This window comes from Rothia sp. P100 (assembly GCF_023712425.1).
GTDB lineage: Bacteria > Actinomycetota > Actinomycetes > Actinomycetales > Micrococcaceae > Rothia > Rothia endophytica.
On the sequence record NZ_JAMAYG010000002.1, the window covers coordinates 311,524 to 330,838 of the forward strand.

The 19,315-nt window shown below is 55.4% G+C and carries 16 protein-coding genes; 10 read left to right on the forward strand and 6 right to left on the reverse strand.

Going from position 1 to position 19,315, the window contains the following annotated elements; genetic code table 11:
- Positions 1 to 18: 18 nt before the first annotated feature.
- The 9 genes from M3668_RS06215 to secG all read left to right on the forward strand — a co-directional run bounded on the left by M3668_RS06215 (position 19) and on the right by secG (position 9,977).
- Positions 19 to 705: a lysophospholipid acyltransferase family protein gene (locus tag M3668_RS06215; protein ID WP_251379958.1), complete on the forward strand. Its 687-nt coding sequence runs from the start codon at positions 19 to 21 to the stop codon at positions 703 to 705.
- 18 nt (positions 706 to 723) lie between these two features.
- Complete coding sequence (gene uvrC / locus M3668_RS06220) at positions 724 to 2,757, forward strand: excinuclease ABC subunit UvrC (RefSeq protein ID WP_251379959.1); 2,034 nt, start codon at positions 724 to 726, stop codon at positions 2,755 to 2,757.
- Between the two features lie 103 nt (positions 2,758 to 2,860).
- A complete protein-coding gene (rapZ, locus tag M3668_RS06225; protein ID WP_251379960.1) occupies positions 2,861 to 3,751 on the forward strand; it encodes an RNase adapter RapZ in 891 nt (296 codons plus the stop codon).
- Positions 3,751 to 4,770 (forward strand): gluconeogenesis factor YvcK family protein, encoded by a 1,020-nt coding sequence (locus M3668_RS06230; RefSeq protein WP_251379961.1) that lies wholly within the window; start codon positions 3,751 to 3,753, stop codon positions 4,768 to 4,770. The genes rapZ and M3668_RS06230 overlap by 1 nt, the downstream gene beginning before the upstream one ends.
- A 59-nt stretch (positions 4,771 to 4,829) precedes the next feature.
- Positions 4,830 to 5,798 (forward strand): DNA-binding protein WhiA, encoded by a 969-nt coding sequence (gene whiA, locus M3668_RS06235; protein ID WP_251379962.1) that lies wholly within the window; start codon positions 4,830 to 4,832, stop codon positions 5,796 to 5,798.
- A gap of 424 nt (positions 5,799 to 6,222) precedes the next feature.
- Positions 6,223 to 7,227 (forward strand): type I glyceraldehyde-3-phosphate dehydrogenase, encoded by a 1,005-nt coding sequence (gene gap, locus M3668_RS06240; protein ID WP_251379963.1) that lies wholly within the window; start codon positions 6,223 to 6,225, stop codon positions 7,225 to 7,227.
- 154 nt (positions 7,228 to 7,381) lie between these two features.
- Positions 7,382 to 8,608, forward strand: coding sequence for a phosphoglycerate kinase (locus M3668_RS06245; protein ID WP_285835761.1), 1,227 nt, complete (start codon positions 7,382 to 7,384; stop codon positions 8,606 to 8,608).
- Positions 8,609 to 8,734: 126 nt separating this feature from the next.
- The gene (gene tpiA / locus M3668_RS06250; RefSeq protein WP_251379964.1) at positions 8,735 to 9,511 is read left to right on the forward strand and encodes a triose-phosphate isomerase; all 777 of its coding nucleotides are present in this window, start codon (positions 8,735 to 8,737) and stop codon (positions 9,509 to 9,511) included.
- A gap of 208 nt (positions 9,512 to 9,719) precedes the next feature.
- Positions 9,720 to 9,977: a preprotein translocase subunit SecG gene (gene secG / locus M3668_RS06255; RefSeq protein WP_251379965.1), complete on the forward strand. Its 258-nt coding sequence runs from the start codon at positions 9,720 to 9,722 to the stop codon at positions 9,975 to 9,977.
- Positions 9,978 to 10,043: 66 nt separating this feature from the next.
- Here secG and pgl read toward each other — a convergent pair whose 3' ends face one another.
- The 5 genes from pgl to tkt form a co-directional block, all read right to left on the reverse strand.
- Positions 10,044 to 10,811 carry a 6-phosphogluconolactonase gene (gene pgl / locus M3668_RS06260; protein ID WP_251379966.1) on the reverse strand — a complete coding sequence of 256 codons (768 nt, stop codon included), beginning with the start codon at positions 10,809 to 10,811 and terminating at the stop codon, positions 10,044 to 10,046.
- Positions 10,804 to 11,787, reverse strand: a complete 984-nt coding sequence (locus M3668_RS06265) for a glucose-6-phosphate dehydrogenase assembly protein OpcA (protein ID WP_251379967.1) — start codon at positions 11,785 to 11,787, stop codon at positions 10,804 to 10,806. Before M3668_RS06265 ends, pgl begins: the two co-directional genes overlap by 8 nt.
- Positions 11,784 to 13,319, reverse strand: a complete 1,536-nt coding sequence (zwf, locus tag M3668_RS06270; protein WP_251379968.1) for a glucose-6-phosphate dehydrogenase — start codon at positions 13,317 to 13,319, stop codon at positions 11,784 to 11,786. The genes M3668_RS06265 and zwf overlap by 4 nt, the downstream gene beginning before the upstream one ends.
- 95 nt (positions 13,320 to 13,414) lie before the next feature.
- The gene (gene tal, locus M3668_RS06275; RefSeq protein ID WP_251379969.1) at positions 13,415 to 14,515 is read right to left on the reverse strand and encodes a transaldolase; all 1,101 of its coding nucleotides are present in this window, start codon (positions 14,513 to 14,515) and stop codon (positions 13,415 to 13,417) included.
- Between the two features lie 104 nt (positions 14,516 to 14,619).
- On the reverse strand, positions 14,620 to 16,755 hold the full coding sequence (gene tkt / locus M3668_RS06280; RefSeq protein WP_285835762.1) for a transketolase: 2,136 nt from the start codon (positions 16,753 to 16,755) through the stop codon (positions 14,620 to 14,622).
- 423 nt (positions 16,756 to 17,178) lie between these two features.
- On the opposite strand from tkt, the gene M3668_RS06285 reads away from it, so the two are divergent.
- Positions 17,179 to 18,156 (forward strand): heme o synthase, encoded by a 978-nt coding sequence (locus tag M3668_RS06285; protein ID WP_251379971.1) that lies wholly within the window; start codon positions 17,179 to 17,181, stop codon positions 18,154 to 18,156.
- A gap of 74 nt (positions 18,157 to 18,230) precedes the next feature.
- On the opposite strand, the gene M3668_RS06290 is transcribed toward M3668_RS06285, so the two are convergent.
- A complete protein-coding gene (locus tag M3668_RS06290) occupies positions 18,231 to 19,304 on the reverse strand; it encodes a COX15/CtaA family protein (protein ID WP_251379972.1) in 1,074 nt (357 codons plus the stop codon).
- Positions 19,305 to 19,315: the final 11 nt, after the last annotated feature.

Genomic DNA, 19,315 nt, shown 5'->3' on the forward strand with positions numbered 1-19,315 from the left:
ACGTCAAGGAGTTCTCCCATGTCCCTGAAATACAAGGCAACCCAAAAAAGTATTGAGGGTTTGTTGAGAACTGTGTTTCGTGCTCGCGTGACCGGGCTTGAAAACTTTCCCAAAGAGGGCCCGGTCATTGTGGCCTCTAATCACTTGGCTTTCCTGGACTCGGTGATTATCTCAGCGCTCATGCCCAGGCGTGTGGCTTTTCTCGCCAAAGCTGAGTACGTCAATTCCCCGGGCGTCCGCGGCAAACTGATGAAGGCCCTCTTTCAGGTCATCGATATTATCCCGGTCAACCGAAGTGACAAGAAAGAGTCCATGAAAGCGCTTGATAAGGCGCTTGAAAGGCTCAACGACGGTAAGGTTTTCGGCATCTACCCCGAGGGTACTCGTTCCCGTGACGGCTACCTTTACAAGGGAAAGATTGGGGTAGCCTGGTTGGCTCATATGACCGGGGCAAGGGTGGTTCCTGTCGGTTTAATCGGTACTGATAAGATTCAGAAGCCGGGCTCCAATATGGTTTATCCTCACCGTTTTACCGTGCGGGTAGGGGAGCCCATGACCTTTGAAAAGCTCGGCCCAGCGATGAGCGGCAAGCAGCGCCGCGAGACCACCGATACCATCATGGATGCTATTGCTCAGCTCTCCGGCCAGCCTCGCAAGAATGACTATAATGTATCCCCGTCGGCTGAACGCGACAGTGGAGCTTAGAACCCAAGGACGATCACAGTGGCGAACCCTGCAGATTACCGGCCCGAACCGGGGCACATCCCTACCTCACCGGGGGTCTACAGGTTTCGTGACGAGTACGGGCGCATTATCTATGTGGGTAAGGCCAAAAATCTCCGTAATCGCCTCAATTCCTATTTTGCTAACCCCTCGGGGTTGACCCCTAAGACCTATGCAATGGTGCACACCGCAGCATCGGTTGAGTGGACGGTGGTGGGCAGCGAGCTTGAATCACTGCAGCTTGAATACACCTGGATTAAAGAGTTTAAGCCGCGTTTTAACATTGCTTTCCGCGATGATAAGTCCTACCCTTACCTGGCGGTCACACTCAAAGACAGGTTCCCCCGCGCTCAGGTGATGCGCGGTGAGAAAAAGAAGGGGGTTAGGTATTTCGGGCCCTACTCCCAGGCATGGGCCATTCGTGAGACCCTAGATGCCCTGTTGCGTGTTTTCCCGGTTCGCACGTGCGCTACAGGGGTCTTTAATCGGGCCCAGGCTTCGGGTCGGCCCTGTCTACTGGGCTATATCGATAAATGTTCTGCGCCCTGTACCGGCAAAATCTCCATGCAGGATCACCAAGCGATTGCTGAGGAGCTCTGCCGTTTCATGGCGGGGGGCGCAGAAAAATATATTGCTCAGCTGACCGGTGAGATGAAAGACGCTGCTGCCGACTTCGACTTTGAAAAAGCGGCTCGACTTCGCGATGATATTGAAGCTCTTACTAAGGCCTTTGAACGCAATGCAGTGGTGCTTTCAGATTCCGTGGACGCTGACCTCTTCAATTTTGTGGAAGACGATCTTGAGGCAGCGGTCCAGGTGTTCTTTGTGCGCGGTGGGCGAATCCGTGGTCAGCGGGGGTGGATTGTTGAAAAGGTTGAAGATTCAACCCCTGAGGCGCTGACCGAACAGCTACTTGCTCAGGTTTACGGCGAAGTTGCCGCCTCGCTGGCTGCCGGAAATACGGCGTCCGAGCAGAGTTTCAATGAGCATGAAATTCCTAAAACCATCAATGTCCCTGTGCTTCCCGATAACCAGCACCACCTTGAGCAGTGGCTGACCGGTGTACGCGGTGCCAAGGTGACTATTAGCGTGCCGCAACGCGGTGAACGGGTTGAGCTGATGAGCACCGTGCAAGAAAACGCTAAGCAGGCGCTTGCACTCCACAAAACCCGCAGGGCAGGAGACATCACCACGCGCTCAGCATCCCTCGTCGAGTTGCAAGAGGCCCTTGAGCTGCCTGATCCTCTCATGAGAATTGAGTGCTACGACATCTCCCACACTCAGGGGACCAATGTGGTGGCCTCCATGGTGGTCTTTGAGGATGGTCTGCCGAAGAAGGGGGATTACCGCAAGTTCACCATCACTGGGGATGCAGCACGTGATGATACAGCCAGCATGTATGACGTGATCTACCGCCGATTTAGGCGCTATCTCACGGATGAAAAGAAGCTGCCTGGCGAGCAGAAATCTGGTGAGATTGACGCTGACCGTCTTGATGCCATAGAACCCGCTAAATTTGCTTACCCACCGAATCTCGTGGTGGTGGACGGCGGGCAACCCCAGGTCAATGCCGCGGCGGCTGCACTGGCAGACCTGGGTATTTCCGATATCTATGTGGTGGGTATTGCCAAGCGTCTTGAAGAGCTGTGGTTGCCGCAGGATGATTTCCCCGTTATTTTGCCCCGAACCTCAGATGCTCTCTATCTGATTCAGAGAGTGCGCGATGAGGCCCACCGTTTTGCAATCACCTTTCACCGCACCAAACGAGGTAAAGCAATGGTCGCTTCTGCCTTAGACGGCGTTGATGGGCTGGGACCAGCTAAACGGGAGGCACTTATTAAGCATTTTGGTTCGCTGAAACAGCTATCACAGGCTTCCGAAGAGGCACTTCAGGAGGTCAATGGGGTCGGACCAGCTATGGCGGCTAAAATTCGTGCTCATTTTGAAGAACAGAGAGCAACACAGCAGCCGGGAAAAGCTGAGATACCGCAGGGCGGGATCAATGTGACCACCGGTGAGGTGCTAACAGACTAGGCAGCCTGATGCCGGCAGGCAAATCACTGGTGTTGCTCCCAGTTCTTGACCGGTGCGGTAGGCTTAAAACCGAGTGAGTCGTTCACAAATGAAAAGGCAGAGCATGTCCCTCCTGAACGCTGATGAGGCTTCGAAACCGCAAATTTTAGTGATTACCGGCATTTCGGGTGCTGGACGTAACACCGCTGCCAATACCCTCGAAGATGAGGGCTGGTACGTCGTCGATAATATTCCACCCCAGATGCTTGAATCCTTGGCTGAGCTTGTCAAAAAGTCACCACAGACTATGCCCAAGTTGGCTGTGGGTATCGATGTGCGAGCTCGCCGGCTCTTAAGCGATCTTCCGGCTGCGATTAACAAACTGCGGGCATCCGATGTCAATTTTTCCATGCTTTTCTTGGATGCATCAGATAAAGATATTATTGCCCGGTATGAGGCTCAGCGCCGCCCTCACCCCCTACAGCAGGGTGGTATGGTCGCAGATGCTATTGCTCGGGAACGTGAAATCTTCTCTGAACTGCGGGATGCAGCTGACTATGTCATTGATACATCCGGTTACAACGTCCATCAGCTGGCCAAGAAAATCCGCGAGACCTACGCCCCCGATAACGAGCGGCTCATGCGTATTACGGTTATGAGCTTTGGCTTCAAATACGGCACGCCCACCGATGCTCACTACATGGCTGATATGCGCTTTATACCTAACCCTCACTGGGTGCCAGATTTGCGCCCGCATACCGGTAAGGACGCCCCTGTACGAGACTATGTCTTTGGGCAGGCTGGCACTGAGGAATTCATCGAAAACTATATCCGCGCGCTACGACCTGTTATCGAGGGCTACCGTAGGGAGGGCAAACTCTACGCAACCTTCGCTATCGGTTGCACCGGTGGTAAGCACCGTTCCGTGGCGGTTTCAGAAGAGATAGCCCGCCGTTTAGAGCAGCTTGATGATGTCATTATCAATATTCACCACCGTGATATGGGGAGGGAATAATGGCTGAATCTACCACGGCTCGACCGCCTGAAACCAGTCTTATCCCCGTCATTGGTAGCGGCCAAAGGCGGTCGGTTAAAGTGACCGCACTGGGGGGCGGGCACGGCCTATCGAGCTCCCTCTCTGCGCTCAAACTGGTAACGGGGTCGCTCACCGCAGTGGTGACGGTAGCCGATGACGGCGGTTCATCTGGTCTGCTTCGTCAGGAGATGGATGTGGTACCGCCAGGTGATTTGCGCATGGCGCTCTCAGCGCTCTGTGATGATACTGACTGGGGCCGCACCTGGCGTGATGCGATGCAACACAGGTTCAGCTCTTCTAAGGAGGGCGTCCCATCCAGCCTTGAAAATCATGCCTTGGGTAACCTCCTGATTGTTACTCTCTGGCAGTTACTTGATGACTGCGTGGCGGGTTTAGACTGGGCCGGTGCTCTTCTCAATGCTCGCGGCAGGGTGCTACCCATGGCTGAAATACCCATGGTGATTGAGGGAGAAGTTCTTTCTGTAGACAGTGACGGCCAGCCGGTTCGTGAAACCGTACGGGGGCAGGCAAAACTAGCTAGGGCTGGAACCATTGAGAACGTGCGTCTGTTACCTGAAGATACCGAACCCTGTGCTGAGGCGGTAAGAGCTGTTGAAGAGGCCGACTGGGTGGTCCTGGGCCCCGGCTCTTTCTACACCTCCTTGTTGCCCCACCTTCTTCTGCCGGGTTTGCGCGACTCTATTATGCAGACGAGCGCCCAAATTTGTCTGGTGATGAACCTGGACCTTAACGCTAACGAGACCCGGGGGATGACGGCTGCCGAGCACTTGCTCGTTTTGCGTGAATACGCTCCAGAAATTAGGGTTAACACTGTGATTTCTGACCCATCGACTGTTCAAGACAAAAAAGTCTTTGAAGATGCTGCAAGCGCGGTGGGTGCTAAGGTCTTGTGGGCTTCAGTGAGTGAAAGCGATCAGCCGGGTGTGCATGATCCGCTGAAACTCGCAGCAGCCTACAAACAAGTTTTTAAACACTGATCGCAGATCGCACGTTGCGCCCCTGAACTGGGGGCCATTGATATTTGGAGGAGAACCGTATGGCCCTGACGGCTTCGGTTAAAGAAGAACTCGCACAGTGTGAGGCTAGCCGTTCATCGGTGCGTAAAGCAGAAGTAGCCACGATCTTGCGATTTACCAACGGTTTACACCTGGTAGCGGGAAAAATAGTGGTGGAGTCCGAGGTTGATTTAGAGGCCACGGCTGAGAGGCTGCGTTACAACATCTCTGAGATGTATGGGCATGAGGCTTCTATCACTGCAGTGTCTGGCGGCGGTCTGCGCCGCGGTGGGCGTTTTGTAGTGCGCGTAGACCAGGGCGGCGAGGCCCTGGCACGCCAAACCGGTCTCTTAGACGGGCGGGGTCGTCCGGTCAGAGGCTTGCCGCCGGCTGTCGTCAACGGCTCTTTGGCTGACGCTGAAGCGGTCATGCGCGGCGCTTTCTTGGCTCATGGCTCCCTCACCGAACCCGGCCGTTCTTCGGCCTTAGAGTTTACTTGCCCGGGTGCTGAAGCTGCTCTTGCACTGGTCGGCGCCGCTCGCCGTCTTGACGTGATTGCTAAGGCTCGTGAGGTCCGCGGAGTGGACCGTGTGGTCGTCCGCGACGGTGAGACCATTAGCCTTCTGCTTGAACGCATGGGCGCTGTTGATGCACTCGATAACTGGCGCGAGCGTCGAGCCCGGAAAGAAGTACGCGCTACTGCTAATCGTCTAGCTAACTTTGATGACGCAAACCTGCGCCGCAGTGCCCAGGCCGCTGTTGCCGCTGGCGCTCGGGTTGAACGTGCCCTCGAAATTCTGGGGGAAAAGGTACCTGAACACCTGCGCTACGCTGGCGAACTGCGGGTAGCCCACAAACAGGCTTCGCTAGATGAACTCGGTAGGCTTGCTGACCCGCCGATGACCAAGGATGCTATTGCCGGTCGGATTCGCAGGCTTATCGCGATGGCAGATAAACGAGCCCAGGAGCAGGGTCTTCCTGGCACAGAGTCCACCATTCACGGTTACTAAGTTAACGTGTACGAGTTAAGCCGCCGGCGTTCTCTGATGTGCAGAGCGTCGGCGTCTCTTGTGACCAAAAATGGTACGTTACCGGCCGGCAGCTGACCTTAACCACCAGGGGCTTCACCCACGACTCTTGTGTGGCTTTATTTGGTTTTGTGAGGTTATATGAGTGCATTATCGGCATATTTCTCTTCAAGAACCCGTTTATGTGTGAAAATGATGCAATATTTGGCAAAATACCCCAAAAATCACCGGTAAAAACGACAGAAACACACCAAAACTCACATAAACAGGGTAGGATGTAAGAGAACCGGACGGGAGCTCAATAGCTGAGCTAAGCATGGTCAAGACCATCACAGTTCGGCTGGGGGAGCCGCAAGGCAAACCCGTCCATGAATGTCACTTAACTGTATCTAGGAGTTTGATTTCAGTGACTGTACGCGTAGCAATTAACGGCTTCGGCCGCATCGGCCGCACCTTCTTCCGCGCAGCTCAGCAGCACGGCGAAGGTTTCGAGATTGTAGCAATCAACGACCTGACCGACGTTGCAAGCCTGGCTCACCTGCTCAAGTACGACTCAATTATGGGTCGCTTCGACGGCGAAATTGCTGTTTCAGAAAACGGCCTGACCGTCAACGGCAAGGAAATCAAGGTCCTCGCAGAGCGCAACCCCGCTGACCTTCCCTGGGCAGAGCTGGGCGTTGACGTTGTTCTCGAGTCCACCGGCTTCTTCACCGATGGTGAGAAGGCTAAGGCTCACATCGAAGCTGGCGCTAAGAAGGTCATCCTCTCAGCACCCGGTAAGAACATCGATGGAACCTTCGTCATGGGCGTCAACGACGACCAGTACGATTCAGCTTCAATGAACATCGTTTCCAACGCATCATGCACTACCAACTGCCTGGCACCCATGGCAAAGGTACTGAACGACAAGTTCGGTATCGAAAAGGGCCTGATGACCACCATTCACGCTTACACCGCTGACCAGCGCCTGCAGGATGCCCCTCACTCAGACCTCCGCCGCGCACGCGCAGCAGCTCTGAACATGGTTCCCACCTCAACCGGCGCAGCAGCAGCTGTTGGTCTGGTTCTGCCCGAGCTCAAGGGCAAGCTGGACGGCTTCGCTGTTCGCGTTCCCACCCCCACTGGCTCCATCACCGACCTCACCATCGAAACCTCACGCGAGGTTACCGTTGAGGAAGTCAACGCAGCCATGAAGGAAGCCGCCGAGGGCGCTTTCAAGGGCATCATCAAGTACAACGAAGAGCCCATCGTGTCTAAGGACATCGAAGGTGAAGCTATCTCCACCGTATTCGATGCGCCCCTGACCAAGGTTATTGGTAACCAGGTCAAGGTTATTGCTTGGTACGACAACGAGTTCGGTTACGTTTCACGTCTCGTTATGTTCACCAATAAGGTTGTCGCAGCTCTCTAAGCTGTAAAAAAACTAAATTGTCTTGAACATAAGACACTAGCTACGGGTTAGCGAACGGGCATACTGGTTATGTATGCGGTTCGCTAACCCGTGCTGTATCAGCCTACATATGGTAGGCATTACCCAAACTTTCCCTTAGAGGAGACAAAATATCATGGCTAAAACCCTTGAAGACCTGATTGCTGGTGGCGTTGCTGGCCGCCGCGTGCTCGTTCGTTCCGACCTCAACGTTCCTTTGGCAGATGGCAAGGTGACCGATGACGGTCGAGTGCGCGCATCCCTGCCCGTGCTCAAGAAGCTGACCGAGGCTGGCGCACGCGTTATCGTAACCGCTCACCTGGGCCGCCCTAAGGGCAAGGTTGATCCTCAGTACTCCATCGCACCTGCTGCGCAGCGTCTTGCCGAACTGGCTGACTTCCCCGTAGCAATCGCCACCGACCTAGTGGGCGATGACGCTAAGGCTAAGGCTGAAGCTTTGGCGAACGGTGAGCTGCTGGTCGTTGAGAACGTACGTTTTGATGCTCGTGAAACCTCAAAGGATGAGGCTGAGCGCGCAGAGTTCGCAGCTGAGCTGGCTGCTCTGACCGGTGATAACGGCGCCTACGTCAACGACGCTTTCGGTGCTGTTCACCGCGCACATGCGTCTGTCTTTGATATTGCTAAGATTCTGCCTGCTTACCTGGGCGACCTTGTGAAGACCGAGGTCGACGTCCTGGAGAAGACCCTCAACAACCCGGAGCGTCCTTTCGTGGTGATCATGGGCGGCGCTAAGGTCTCCGATAAGTTGGCTGTCATTGATAACCTCATCGGCAAGGCTGACTCCATCCTGATCGGTGGCGGCATGGGCTACACCTTCGCTGTTGCTCAGGGCTACAAGGTTGGCACCTCCATCCTCGAAAAGGATCAGGTAGAAACCTGTAAGCGTTACCTGGCGGAAGCAGCAGAGAGGGGCACCGAGCTGGTCACCGCTCTGGATGTTGTCTGCGGCGATGACTTCTCGAATGATGCTAACTTCGAAATCCGCCCCATCGAAGATATGGAAGGCGGAGAGCTGGGCGAAAAGGCTGACGGCCTAGACATCGGCCCCAAGACTCGTGAACTCTTCGCAGAAAAGATTGCCGGTGCTAAGACCATCTTCTGGAACGGTCCAGTAGGCGTTGCAGAGTTCCCCAATACTGCACACGGCACCAAGGCTGTAGCTGAAGCTATCGTCGCTAACAAAGACGCTTTCAGCATCATCGGCGGCGGCGACTCAGCAGCAGCAGTGCGCAACCTGGGCTACGCAGATGAGCAGTTCGGCCACATCTCCACCGGTGGCGGCGCTTCCCTGGAATACATCGAGGGTAAAACTCTTCCGGGTCTGGACGCCCTGGGCGCCTAAGGCCTGTCAACGGCGGGTTATCGAAGGGTAGCCCGCCCTTGCCACACTTTCACCAAATTTTTTCACACTGTGTACCTTTGGTGCACTCATCCCAGACACAATGGGATCACCAGAAAGGACGAGCCTATGACTCGCAAACCGCTTATTGCCGGTAACTGGAAAATGAACATGGACCACACCGAGGGCGTTACTCTGCTGCAGAAGCTGGCATGGACCCTCGATGACACCAACTTTGACTATGACACTGCAGAAGTAGCTGTTTTCCCTCCCTTTACCGACATCCGTTCGATACAGAGCCTGGTAGACGGCGATAAGCTAAACATTGTCTACGGTGGCCAGGATCTCTCAGACCAGGATTCCGGTGCCTACACCGGGGACATCTCCGGTGTCTTCCTCAACAAGCTGGGAGCTACCTATGTTCTGGTTGGTCACTCAGAGCGTCGCACCATCCACGGTGAAACTGACGCGGTTTGCGCTGCTAAGGTTCAGGCTGCTTACCGTAACGAGCTGGTCCCCGTGCTCTGCGTAGGTGAAGGTTTGGACAAGCGTGAAGCTGGCGAGCACGTTGACTTCACCCTAGAACAGCTACGTGGCTCCATTGAGGGTCTCACCGCTGAGCAGGCTGAAACCCTGGTTGTTGCTTACGAGCCCGTTTGGGCTATCGGCACCGGCAAGGTTGCTACCGCAGCTGATGCCCAGGAGATGAGCGCAGCAATCCGCGCCGAGCTGACCAAGCTCTACTCAGCAGAGATCGCTGATAAGGTACGCGTCCTCTACGGCGGCTCAGTCAAGGCTGCTTCAGCTCCCGAAATTATGGGGGAGCAGGACGTTGACGGTGTGCTGGTGGGTGGCGCGTCGCTTGATCCCACCGAATTCGCTAACATTGCACGTTTCAACGCGTAAGTAGCTCTGAGCGAGGACGCCGAACCGTGCCATTCCTGCACTCTTGGCAGCTGGTGCGGTTCGGCGTCCTCTCTGTGTTTCACTCAGGCTTAGCGCTAAGGGTGAACGCCCCCTCCCGTGTAAAAGGTGCGTTGGGCGTAGTATGCGCGTATAGTTTTTGTGGATGCCAATAATAGGCTCCAAGATTTTTTGAAGTGAAAGGTTCTGCGTGGAAACTCTTAAGATTACTCTGATGGTCGTCATCGCAATTCTGAGCGTTATGACCATCCTGCTGGTTCTGCTGAACCGCGGTAAGGGTGGCGGTCTTTCTGATATGTTCGGTGGCGGTATGACTACCTCCCTCAACTCTTCAGGTATGGCGTCTAAGAACCTTATCCGCATGACGGTCGTCATTATTCTGCTGTGGGTTTTCGCTATTATCGGTTACGCTCTGGTACTTCGTTTTGAAACCACCGCGCTACTATAAAACCTGTTTTCTTTAAACATTTAGCCCCCGGCTCTCACAGGAGCCGGGGGCTAAATGTTTAAAGGTCTAAGACGAGATGGCGTCTTGGGCTGCTAGAACCAAAGTTTCGAGCATACCTCGAGCGCCTGCCGCCGGAGTTTCTTGCAGAATCTCTGCGGTAAGCTCAGTTTCAGCCATCTGGCTAGCTTTCAGTAGACGGGCTGTCGCTTCGGCTTTATCAGACCCCGCAATCAAAAACCAGATACGCTCTGAGAAGTTGATGACTGGCAAGGTGAGGGTCACCCTGGTGGGCGGGGGCTTGGGGGAATCCTGGATCGCAAGAGTTACCTGCTGAGCTTCCAGAATCTCGGTGCGGCCCGGGAAAAGAGACGCGATATGCCCATCAGGGCCCATGCCCAATAGGGTGAGACTGAAACGGGGGGACGCCTCGCCGTGCGGAGCAAACCGAGCTAACTCATGAGCGTAGGCTTCTGCAGCTGCTTCAGCGGTCTCGAATACATCGCTGGCACCTATAATATGCAGGTTTTCAGCAGGTAGATCGAGTGCTTCTAAGAGAGCGTCCTTGGCCTGCTGCTCATTGCGATCTTCGTGTCCGGTGGTAACGAAACGCTCATCTGACCACCAGAAGTGCACCTTTGACCAGTCAACAGTGCTACGCAGAGGGTTCTCGGCAATGTTGGCTAGTACAGCAATCCCCATGGTGCCCCCGGTGACCGAAAGGTGGGCTAGGCCCTGTTCTGCCACGGCGGTTGAAAGGACGTTGATGATGCGGCTGCCACCGGCAAGAGCCAGTTGGCCTTTATCGGCATGGGGAACAAGAATGGGGTTAGGCATCAAAAACCTCCGTGTAATCAGCAGATTCTTCAGGTGTCTGTTGGTCATCGTGTTCAATGACCATTCTTTCGTTGTAGACACAGCTGCGTAGTACCTCACCATAGACCTCATCGGGGTCCAGGCGCCGCAGCTCCTCAGCTAGGCAGTCCGCGAGGGAGCGGACCGGCAAAGAGATCTGCTGGTCAGGAGAGTCAGGGGAAGAGATGGTGGCAATTTTCTTGCCCGGTCGGTGAATGGTCACCGTCCCATCTTCTCGCTCCAGCTCGACCCGGAAGAGCCCGCGGTCAACAGCTGTAGTCTTCAGGTGAACGTCCGCATCGAGGCGGCTACCTAACCAGCCTCCCAGCAGCACCACTGACGGTGATTTAGCTGAACCCCAGACGGTCACCTTTTTGACCGGTGATGGCTGCAACTGATCGAAAACAGCGGCAATCTGAATGCGCCAGAGCGTCAGTCTAATCCATGCCAAGTCAGTATCACCATCGGCATAACAACTTGAAAGCGCTTCAAGCGTGCTCTCAGGGTCATAGGACCGGGCAGAGTCGGTAATGCGACGCTGAGCAATACGGCCAATGGAATGTTCAGCGGGGTTCTGTGGGACTGAGTGGGGCCACCAGACCACGATGGGAGAGTCAGGTAGGAGCAAGCCCGAAATCAACGATTCGGTAGGTATAGATGCGCTCCCGTAACCTCTCAGAATAACAAGTTCAGCGGCACCGGCGTCGCCACCCAAGTAAAGGCGGGCATCGAGGCGGTCCTCATGATCTTCTCCGTAACCCACGTGCACAATAATACGGCTGGGGTGTTCGTAGGAAGCCTTGAGAGCGGCTTCAACTGCTAGTTTAGAATGGCCCTTATCGGCAAGGATGACCAGAGTGAGCACACGGCTGGTAGTGGTTGCTCCTTCCTCATTACGGAGGTCAGAGAGTTCCTTGGCAATTTGGCCAACTGTGGTGTCTTTAATGTTCTTGATCACGGGCGTCTCCAGGCGCGGTTGTCACGTTTGAGCATTTCGTGGGCTGAGGTGGGGCCCCAGGAACCTGGAGCGTAGCCTTCGGGCTTAATCTTGTGTTCTGCCCAGTATTCCTCGAAGGGGTCTAAAATCTTCCAGGACAGCTCTACTTCTTCGTGGCGGGGGAAGAGCGGCGGCTCGCCTAGTAGGACGTCCAAGATGAGGCGCTCGTAGGCTTCAGGGGACTCCTCGGTGAAGGAATGGCTGTAGCCAAAGTCCATATTGACATCGCGAATACCCATCTGAGTGCCGGGCACCTTGGATGAGAAGCGCAGGGTCATACCTTCATCGGGCTGAACCCTAATGACGATGGCGTTCTGCCCTGAATCATCAGAGGCACCGCCAAAGAGCAGGTTGGGTGACTTCTTGAAAACTACCGCGATTTCGGTCACGCGGCGCCCCAGGCGCTTACCGGCGCGTAGGTAGAAGGGCACACCGTTCCAACGGCGGGTTTTAATATTGAGCTTGAGAGCAGCAAAAGTTTCGGTACGGGAATCTGCGGGGATATCGTTCTCTTCGAAGAAGCTGTTAACTTCTTCGCCGCCCTGGTTACCCCCTTCATACTGACCGATGGCGAAGGCACTGGCTATATCATCTGGCACTTCGACTGCTTCAAGTACTTTAGCTTTCTCAGCGCGCAGGTGCTCAGCGTTGAAGCTAATGGGCTCTTCCATCGCGGTGAGAGCCAATAACTGGAGTAAGTGGTTCTGAATGATATCGCGTGCTGCGCCAACACCGTCGTAGTATCCGGCTCGGGTACCGATACCGATATCCTCGGCCATGGTGATTTGAACGTGGTCCACGTTGTTGGCATTCCAGACCGGTTCGAACATTTGATTAGCAAAGCGCATGGCAAGAATGTTCTGCACGGTTTCTTTGCCCAAGTAGTGATCGATTCGGAAGACTGAATCGGCAGGAAAGACACGCTCCACAATCGCATTCAGCTCACGGGCAGATTCCAAGTTATGGCCGAAGGGTTTCTCAATGACAACACGGCGCCAGCCTTCGTGCTGGTTGTGGTTGGCTAAATCGTGGTCGGCAAGTTTCTGCAGAACCTGGTCAAAATCCTTAGGGGGGATAGAGAGGTAGAAGGCATGGTTACCTCGGGTGCCTCGTGTTTCATCGAGCTCGCTCAGGGTCTCCTTGAGCTTCTCGAATGACTCATTGGAGTCAAAAGTTCCGGTAACAAAGCGGATCCCTGCGGAAAACTGGGTCCAGACGTCCTCACGGAAGGGGGTGCGGGCGTGAGCTTCGACGTGCGTCCGTACCTCTGCGCGGAAATCGTCATGGCTCCATTCGCGCCGACCGAAGCCCACCAGACCAAAGCTGGGCGGTAGGAGCCCACGGTTAACCAGGTCATAGACAGCTGGTAGGAGCTTCTTGCGTGCCAAATCACCGGTGACGCCGAAGAAGACCAGAGAGCTGGGGCCTGCAATGCGGGTAAGCCTGCGATCACGTGGATCGCGTAGCGGGTTTGATTCGAAGGTTTGTGACACCGTCGTGAATCCTTTGGGTTGTTATTGATGAAGGCGGCGGCAGGGGGGGGACCTACCGCCGCCACAGGCCACCAGGGTATGTGACCATTTTGCCGTTAGTTCTTGAGAGCACCTTCAACGGTTGCCAGAAGCTCCCGCCAAGAAACCTCGAACTTTTCTACACCTTCAGCTTCTAGCTTCTCTACAACGTCGTTGTAAGAGACGCCTAGGGCTTCAAGCGCGTTGAGAATCTCATTGGATTCTTCGTAGGTGCCTTTGATGGCATCGCCGGTGATTTCTGCATGGTCGAAGGTCGCATTGAGGGTCGCTTCGGGCATAGTGTTGACGGTACCGGGGGCAGCGATTTCGGTGACGTAGAGGGTGTCAGGGTAAGCGGGGTTCTTGACGCCGGTTGATGCCCAGAGGGGACGCTGGCGGTTGGCGCCAGCAGCTTCAAGGCGGGCCCAGCGCTCAGATTCGAAAGCCTGCTCGTAGACCTCAAAGGCCAGTCGGGCGTTGGCTACGCCGGCTTTACCCTTGAGTGCCAGCGCTTCCTCGGTGCCGATGGCATCCAGACGGCTGTCAATTTCAGCGTCTACACGGGAGACGAAGAAAGAAGCTACGGAGTGAATCTTTGAAAGGTCCTTGCCCTTAGCCAGCGCTTCTTCAAGACCGAGCATGTAGGCGTTGATGACGGCGCGGTAGCGCTCCAGCGAGAAGATGAGGGTGACGTTGACGGAAATACCCTCAGCCAGAGCCTGAGCGATTGGCTTAAGGCCCTCAAGGGTGGCGGGAATCTTAATCATGACGTTTTCGCGGTCAACGATTGAGTAGAGCTCCTTAGCCTGAGCAAGGGTCTCTTCAGCATTGCGGGCTAGTAGAGGGCTGACCTCAATGGAAACGCGGCCGTCAAAGCCCTGGCTAGCGCTGTAGATGGGGGCAAAGACATCGCAGGCGTCTCGGACGTCGTCAATCATGGCAGCGAAACCTGCGTTTTCAGCGGTTTCACCGGCTGCTGCTAGCTGCTTCATCTGTTCAGCGTAAGCGGCACCGTTGGAGAGTGCGGAAGCAAAGATGCTGGGGTTGGTGGTGACGCCAACAACATTCTTGGTGTCAATGAGTTCCTGGAGGTTGCCACTGGTGAGGCGCTCACGCGAGAGGTCATCGAGCCAGATGGAAACGCCGGCGTCAGAAAGCTTCTGGGTAGGGGTTGTCATTCTTTCCCTTTCAATAGGGCCACCGAACACGGTGCTACGGTGGCAAAAGTTCTGGTGAAGACCGTGTCTGCTACCGGGCTTCCAGTAGCAGACACAGCTAGGTTTTAGCGGGTAGCTTCGATAGATTCCTGAGCAGCATGAGCTACAGCTTCAGCAGTAATGCCAAACTGCTGGTAAAGCTCTTCAGCTGATGCAGAAGCGCCGTAGTGTTCTAGTGAAACAGCCCGGCCGGCATCACCCAGCAGATCGTTCCAGGTCATGCGTAGACCGGCTTCTACGGTAACGCGTGCCTTGATAGCTGAAGGGATCACGGATTCACGGTATTCAGCGCTTTCAGCGGCAAACCACTCGCGAGAGGGCATGGATACCACGCGAGCAGCGATACCCTGCTCAGCCAGCTTGGCGCGGCCATCCAATGCAATTTCTACCTCTGAGCCGGTGGCGATGATGATGACATCGGGAGTGCCTTCGGTGTCAGCCAGCACGTAACCGCCGCGGGCGGCGCCCTCGGCTGACGCGAATTTCTCGCCGTCTGCATCGGGGTGCAGATCCTCACGCGCAATGGTGGTTAGGTTCTGGCGTGAGAGCACCAGGCCGGCGGGGTGATCCTTGATTTCCAGAATCTTGCGCCAGGCAACAGCGGTTTCGTTGGCGTCAGCAGGTCGCACGACGTCCAGGCCGGGGATAGCGCGCATAGCGGTGAGGTGCTCTACAGGCTGGTGGGTGGGGCCGTCTTCGCCCAGACCGATGGAGTCATGGGTCCAGACAAAGATGTTGGGCACCCCCATAAGCGCTGCCAGGCGGACGGCGGGGCGCTGGTAGTCGGTGAAGACAAAGAAGGTGCCTGAGAAGGGGCGGGTGGGGGATGAGAGCGCGATGCCGTTGGTAATGGCTGCTGCTGCATGCTCACGGATGCCGAAGTGCAGTACACGACCGTAGGGGTGAGCCGTCCAGGTCTTGGTGGTACGTGATTCGGGGTTGAAGGACTTCTCGGTATCGATGGTGGTGTTATTTGAACCGGCCAGGTCAGCTGAGCCGCCCCAGAGCTCGGGGAAAGTCGATGCAATCGCATTGATGACCTTACCGGAGGCCGCACGGGTAGCAAGGGAAGTGCCAGCTTCGAAGGTGGGGAAGGCATCTGCATAGTTTTCGGGGAGTTCACCAGCTTCAAGGCGGTCAAAGAGCTGGGCTGCGTCAGGGTTAGCAGCTCGCCAGGTCTTCAGTGAAGCTTCCCATTTTTTACGCTCTGCTGCCCCGCGTTCAACCAGAGCGCGGGTGTGTTCAAGAACTTCAGGTTCAACTACAAAGTGAGCTTCGGGATCGAAGCCCAGAATTTCCTTGGTGGCTGCAACTTCATCGGCACCCAGCTTGGAGCCGTGAATGCCACCGGTGTTTTGCTTGGTGGGGGCGGGGTAGCCAATGATGGTGCGCAGCTCAATGAAAGAGGGTTTATCGGTGACCTTGGTGGCGGCAACGATAGCGTCGTAGAGAGCCTCAAGGTCTTCCTTGTACTCACCGCTGACGGTCCAGTCCACCTTGGTGACATCCCAGCCGTAAGCTTCGTAGCGGGCTGCGACGTCCTCGGTGAAGGCAACATCGGTGTTGTCTTCAATCGAGATATGGTTACGGTCAAAAATGACAACCAGGTTGCCCAACTGCTGGTGCCCTGCGAGGGCAGAGGCTTCAGCGGTCACGCCCTCCTGAATGTCACCTTCAGAAGCAATGGCAAAGATGGTGTGGTCAAAGGGAGAAGTGCCAGCAGGTGCCTGGGGGTCAAACAGACCGCGCATGCGACGCTGGGCGTAAGCAAAACCGACTGCGGACGCTAGGCCCTGGCCGAGAGGTCCAGTGGTGATTTCAACGCCCTTAGTGTGGCCGTACTCGGGATGCCCTGCGGTCAAAGCGCGTGCGGTGCGAAGACTCTTGAGGTCCTCAAGCTCCAGGCCGAAACCGCCCAAGAAAAGCTGGTTGTAGAGCGTTAAAGATGTATGTCCAGGTGAGAGGATAAAGCGGTCACGGCCGGCCCAGCGATCATCGGTGGGATCGTGGCGCATGATTTTCTGGAAGAGCATGTAGGCCACAGGTGCTAGGCTCATAGCAGTGCCGGGGTGGCCCGAGCCAACCTTCTCGACGGCATCGGCTGCTAGTACGCGCGCAGTATCAACTGCCCGCTGATCTTTTTCGGTCCACTCAAGCTTCTGATTAAGGTTGGGCACGAGTAATCCTCTCTGCTCTGGCATCCTGCCAGAAATATGCGGATAGTTCTTTGGACACTGAGAACACAGGGAGGCAGAAGTTTGCCGAGGTGAAACCTGTGGAAAGTGACCCAGTTCTTAACAATAGTTCACCATGGCAAGCGGTGCTCGGTTTTGTCTGATAGCTGAGAGATATGGGTAATGAGAAGAATCGGTATTAGGTCTCAAAGGTAAGTCGTTATACGATATAAGTTGACCGAAAGTCCCCTTGTGCGCCCAATTATTGCACTGGCAAAGGGTGAGCGTGATGACCGCCACACTTGTAATCTCACCGGTTGATACGGGAAATTCTTGCTCAGCATTTCAACCAGTCAGCCAACGCTCCACAACTCTTGTCACAGCATCATTTAGCGCCTGGGGTACCGCACACCATCTGTAAGGGAACCTGCATACGTGAAGGGCCATGGCATGAAGAGCGTGATTGATCGCCAAGAACATCGCGGGCTGTTGCCTGAATCGACGGGAGCTGCAGGCAAAATTTCCCTGCGACGTAAAATCAGGGCTTATATCCATCTGACGAAACCTCAAATTATTGAGCTTCTGCTAGTGACGACTGCGCCCACCATGATTTTTGCTGCCGGTGGGTTCCCCAACTTCTGGCTGGTGCTCAACACCATGATTGGTGGTTCGCTCGCAGCTGGCGCTTCGTGTGCCTTTAACTGCTACATCGACCGCGAAGCTGACCGCAAAATGAAGCGCACCGAGAAGCGCCCCTTGGTGACCGGTGAACTGACGGACCGCGAGGCCCTTGTCTTTTCGTGGATTCTATCGCTGGTCTCCATCGTTTACCTTTACTTCCTCGTTAACCCCCTAGCGGCGGGGCTGGGTGTCGTTGCAATCTTCCTTTATGTTGTCTTCTACTCGCTGTGGCTCAAAAAGCGTACCAAGCAGAACATTGTCTGGGGAGGCTTGGCTGGGTGTATGCCGGTCTTTATCGCCTGGGCTGCCGTCGAGAACACCATCTCCTGGGCTGCTGTTGTGCTCTTTATGGTGATTTTCCTATGGACCCCTCCTCACTACTGGCCGCTGTCGATGAAGTATGCAGAGGACTACCGTGCTGCAGGCATCCCCATGCTGGGTGCTACTGACTCTGCCAAGAGCGTCTCGGTGCAGGTAGTTCTCTACGGCTGGGCAATGGTGGCCTGCTCTCTGCTTCTCATCCCACTCGGTGGTGCTGGTTGGGTATACACTCTCACTGCTTGTGCAAGTGGCGCCTGGTTCCTTTATCACTGCCATAAGTTGCACCGCCTTGCTCTTGCCCAGAAGGCAACCAGCCGCACAGCTATGGTGGTTTTCCACGGCTCAATTACCTATCTCACCGTTCTGTTCATCGCTCTTGCGGTTGATCCCTTTGTCGGCTCAGCAGTGTTGGCACCCATCTTTTAGATCTTCATATGTAAAAAGCCCTCGGCTTCCTTTGATAGGAAACCGAGGGCTTTTTCTGTGCGGGTTTTGCAGCTTTAGTGCTGGATACGTTGCAGGGCAAGCTCTCGCTGCTTGGGGTTAGTGAGGGTGAGCTGCCGTTCGATCAGTGAGCCGGCAGCCAGGGTGAAGATACCTGAACCGAACAGGTGCAGTTCCACCAGCCAAATAGGCAGACCGTTGAAGTACTGCGTATACCCGACGATTGCCTGGTAGGCCAAGACCACCAGGACGAAGAGCAGGGACCTCAACAAGATTTTAGGTAGAGCATATCGTTTGACGGTTACGAAAACAGCAAGGATGCTGGCGCAGTAGATCCACACCGTCATGCCGTGGGTGCGGGTGATCAGAACAGGGTCAAAAGCATGACGGTGGGTGTTGGCATCGCCCGCATGGGGGCCGGTGCCGGTGGTGACGGTGCCCATGAAGATGAGGATAAAGACCAGGATGACGCCCAGCCAGCCCAGAGCGCGCAGGAGCGAGGTACCTGCCGGCAGGTCAGCTGAGGTAAGCTCCTCTGCCCTGTAGGTGCCACTGAAGTAGCGGTAGACGCGGTTCACATAGATAGCTGCGATAGCGATCATGAGGGCAGAGAGCATGTAGTGCGCGGTAATCATCCAGGGGTTGAGCTTGAGCCAGACTGATATGCCACCTACAACTGCCTGAAGTGGGATGCCCCAGAGCAAGAGGAGAGCCAGGTTGTAGAGATCAGAGTAACGGTTTTCATGAGCTCGTAGGCCTGTAAAAAGTGTGCGGATGAAGGCACTGGGCTTCATCCGTTGCGGAAAGACGATTCGGAGAATTGAGAGGAAGGCAAGGATGGTGACGGCCATCAGTACAAAGGTCAGCAGACGGTTGCCGAATTCAACCAAACCGTGCACGCCCATCTCGGGGGTGGTAGTCCATGACCCGTCAGAGGTGCAACGCGGCCAGGCATCGCAGCCCAGCCCAGAGCCGGTGAGGCGCACAATACCACCGGAGACAATGAGGAAGATATTTGCAATGGCTACGGCCCAGGCCAATTTTTTGACCCACGAGGTGTAACGATGGGGTACCAGTTTCTCGCCGATAGTAGGGCGGGTGTCGGGTTCTACCCCGGTGGTGTTAGTCATGAACGTGCGAC

Excerpts from the sequence above, each read along its gene's own strand:
- M3668_RS06245 (WP_285835761.1), top strand. The coding sequence starts at position 7,382 with ATGGCTAAAACCCTTGAAGACCTGATTGCTGGTGGCGTTGCTGGCCGC.
- tpiA (WP_251379964.1), top strand. The coding sequence starts at position 8,735 with ATGACTCGCAAACCGCTTATTGCCGGTAACTGGAAAATGAACATGGAC.
- whiA (WP_251379962.1), top strand. The coding sequence starts at position 4,830 with ATGGCCCTGACGGCTTCGGTTAAAGAAGAACTCGCACAGTGTGAGGCT.
- M3668_RS06215 (WP_251379958.1), top strand. The coding sequence starts at position 19 with ATGTCCCTGAAATACAAGGCAACCCAAAAAAGTATTGAGGGTTTGTTG.
- M3668_RS06285 (WP_251379971.1), top strand. The coding sequence starts at position 17,179 with ATGAAGAGCGTGATTGATCGCCAAGAACATCGCGGGCTGTTGCCTGAA.
- pgl (WP_251379966.1), bottom strand. The coding sequence starts at position 10,811 with ATGCCTAACCCCATTCTTGTTCCCCATGCCGATAAAGGCCAACTGGCT.
- tal (WP_251379969.1), bottom strand. The coding sequence starts at position 14,515 with ATGACAACCCCTACCCAGAAGCTTTCTGACGCCGGCGTTTCCATCTGG.
- M3668_RS06230 (WP_251379961.1), top strand. The coding sequence starts at position 3,751 with ATGGCTGAATCTACCACGGCTCGACCGCCTGAAACCAGTCTTATCCCC.
- M3668_RS06290 (WP_251379972.1), bottom strand. The coding sequence starts at position 19,304 with ATGACTAACACCACCGGGGTAGAACCCGACACCCGCCCTACTATCGGC.
- rapZ (WP_251379960.1), top strand. The coding sequence starts at position 2,861 with ATGTCCCTCCTGAACGCTGATGAGGCTTCGAAACCGCAAATTTTAGTG.
- tkt (WP_285835762.1), bottom strand. The coding sequence starts at position 16,755 with ATGCCAGAGCAGAGAGGATTACTCGTGCCCAACCTTAATCAGAAGCTT.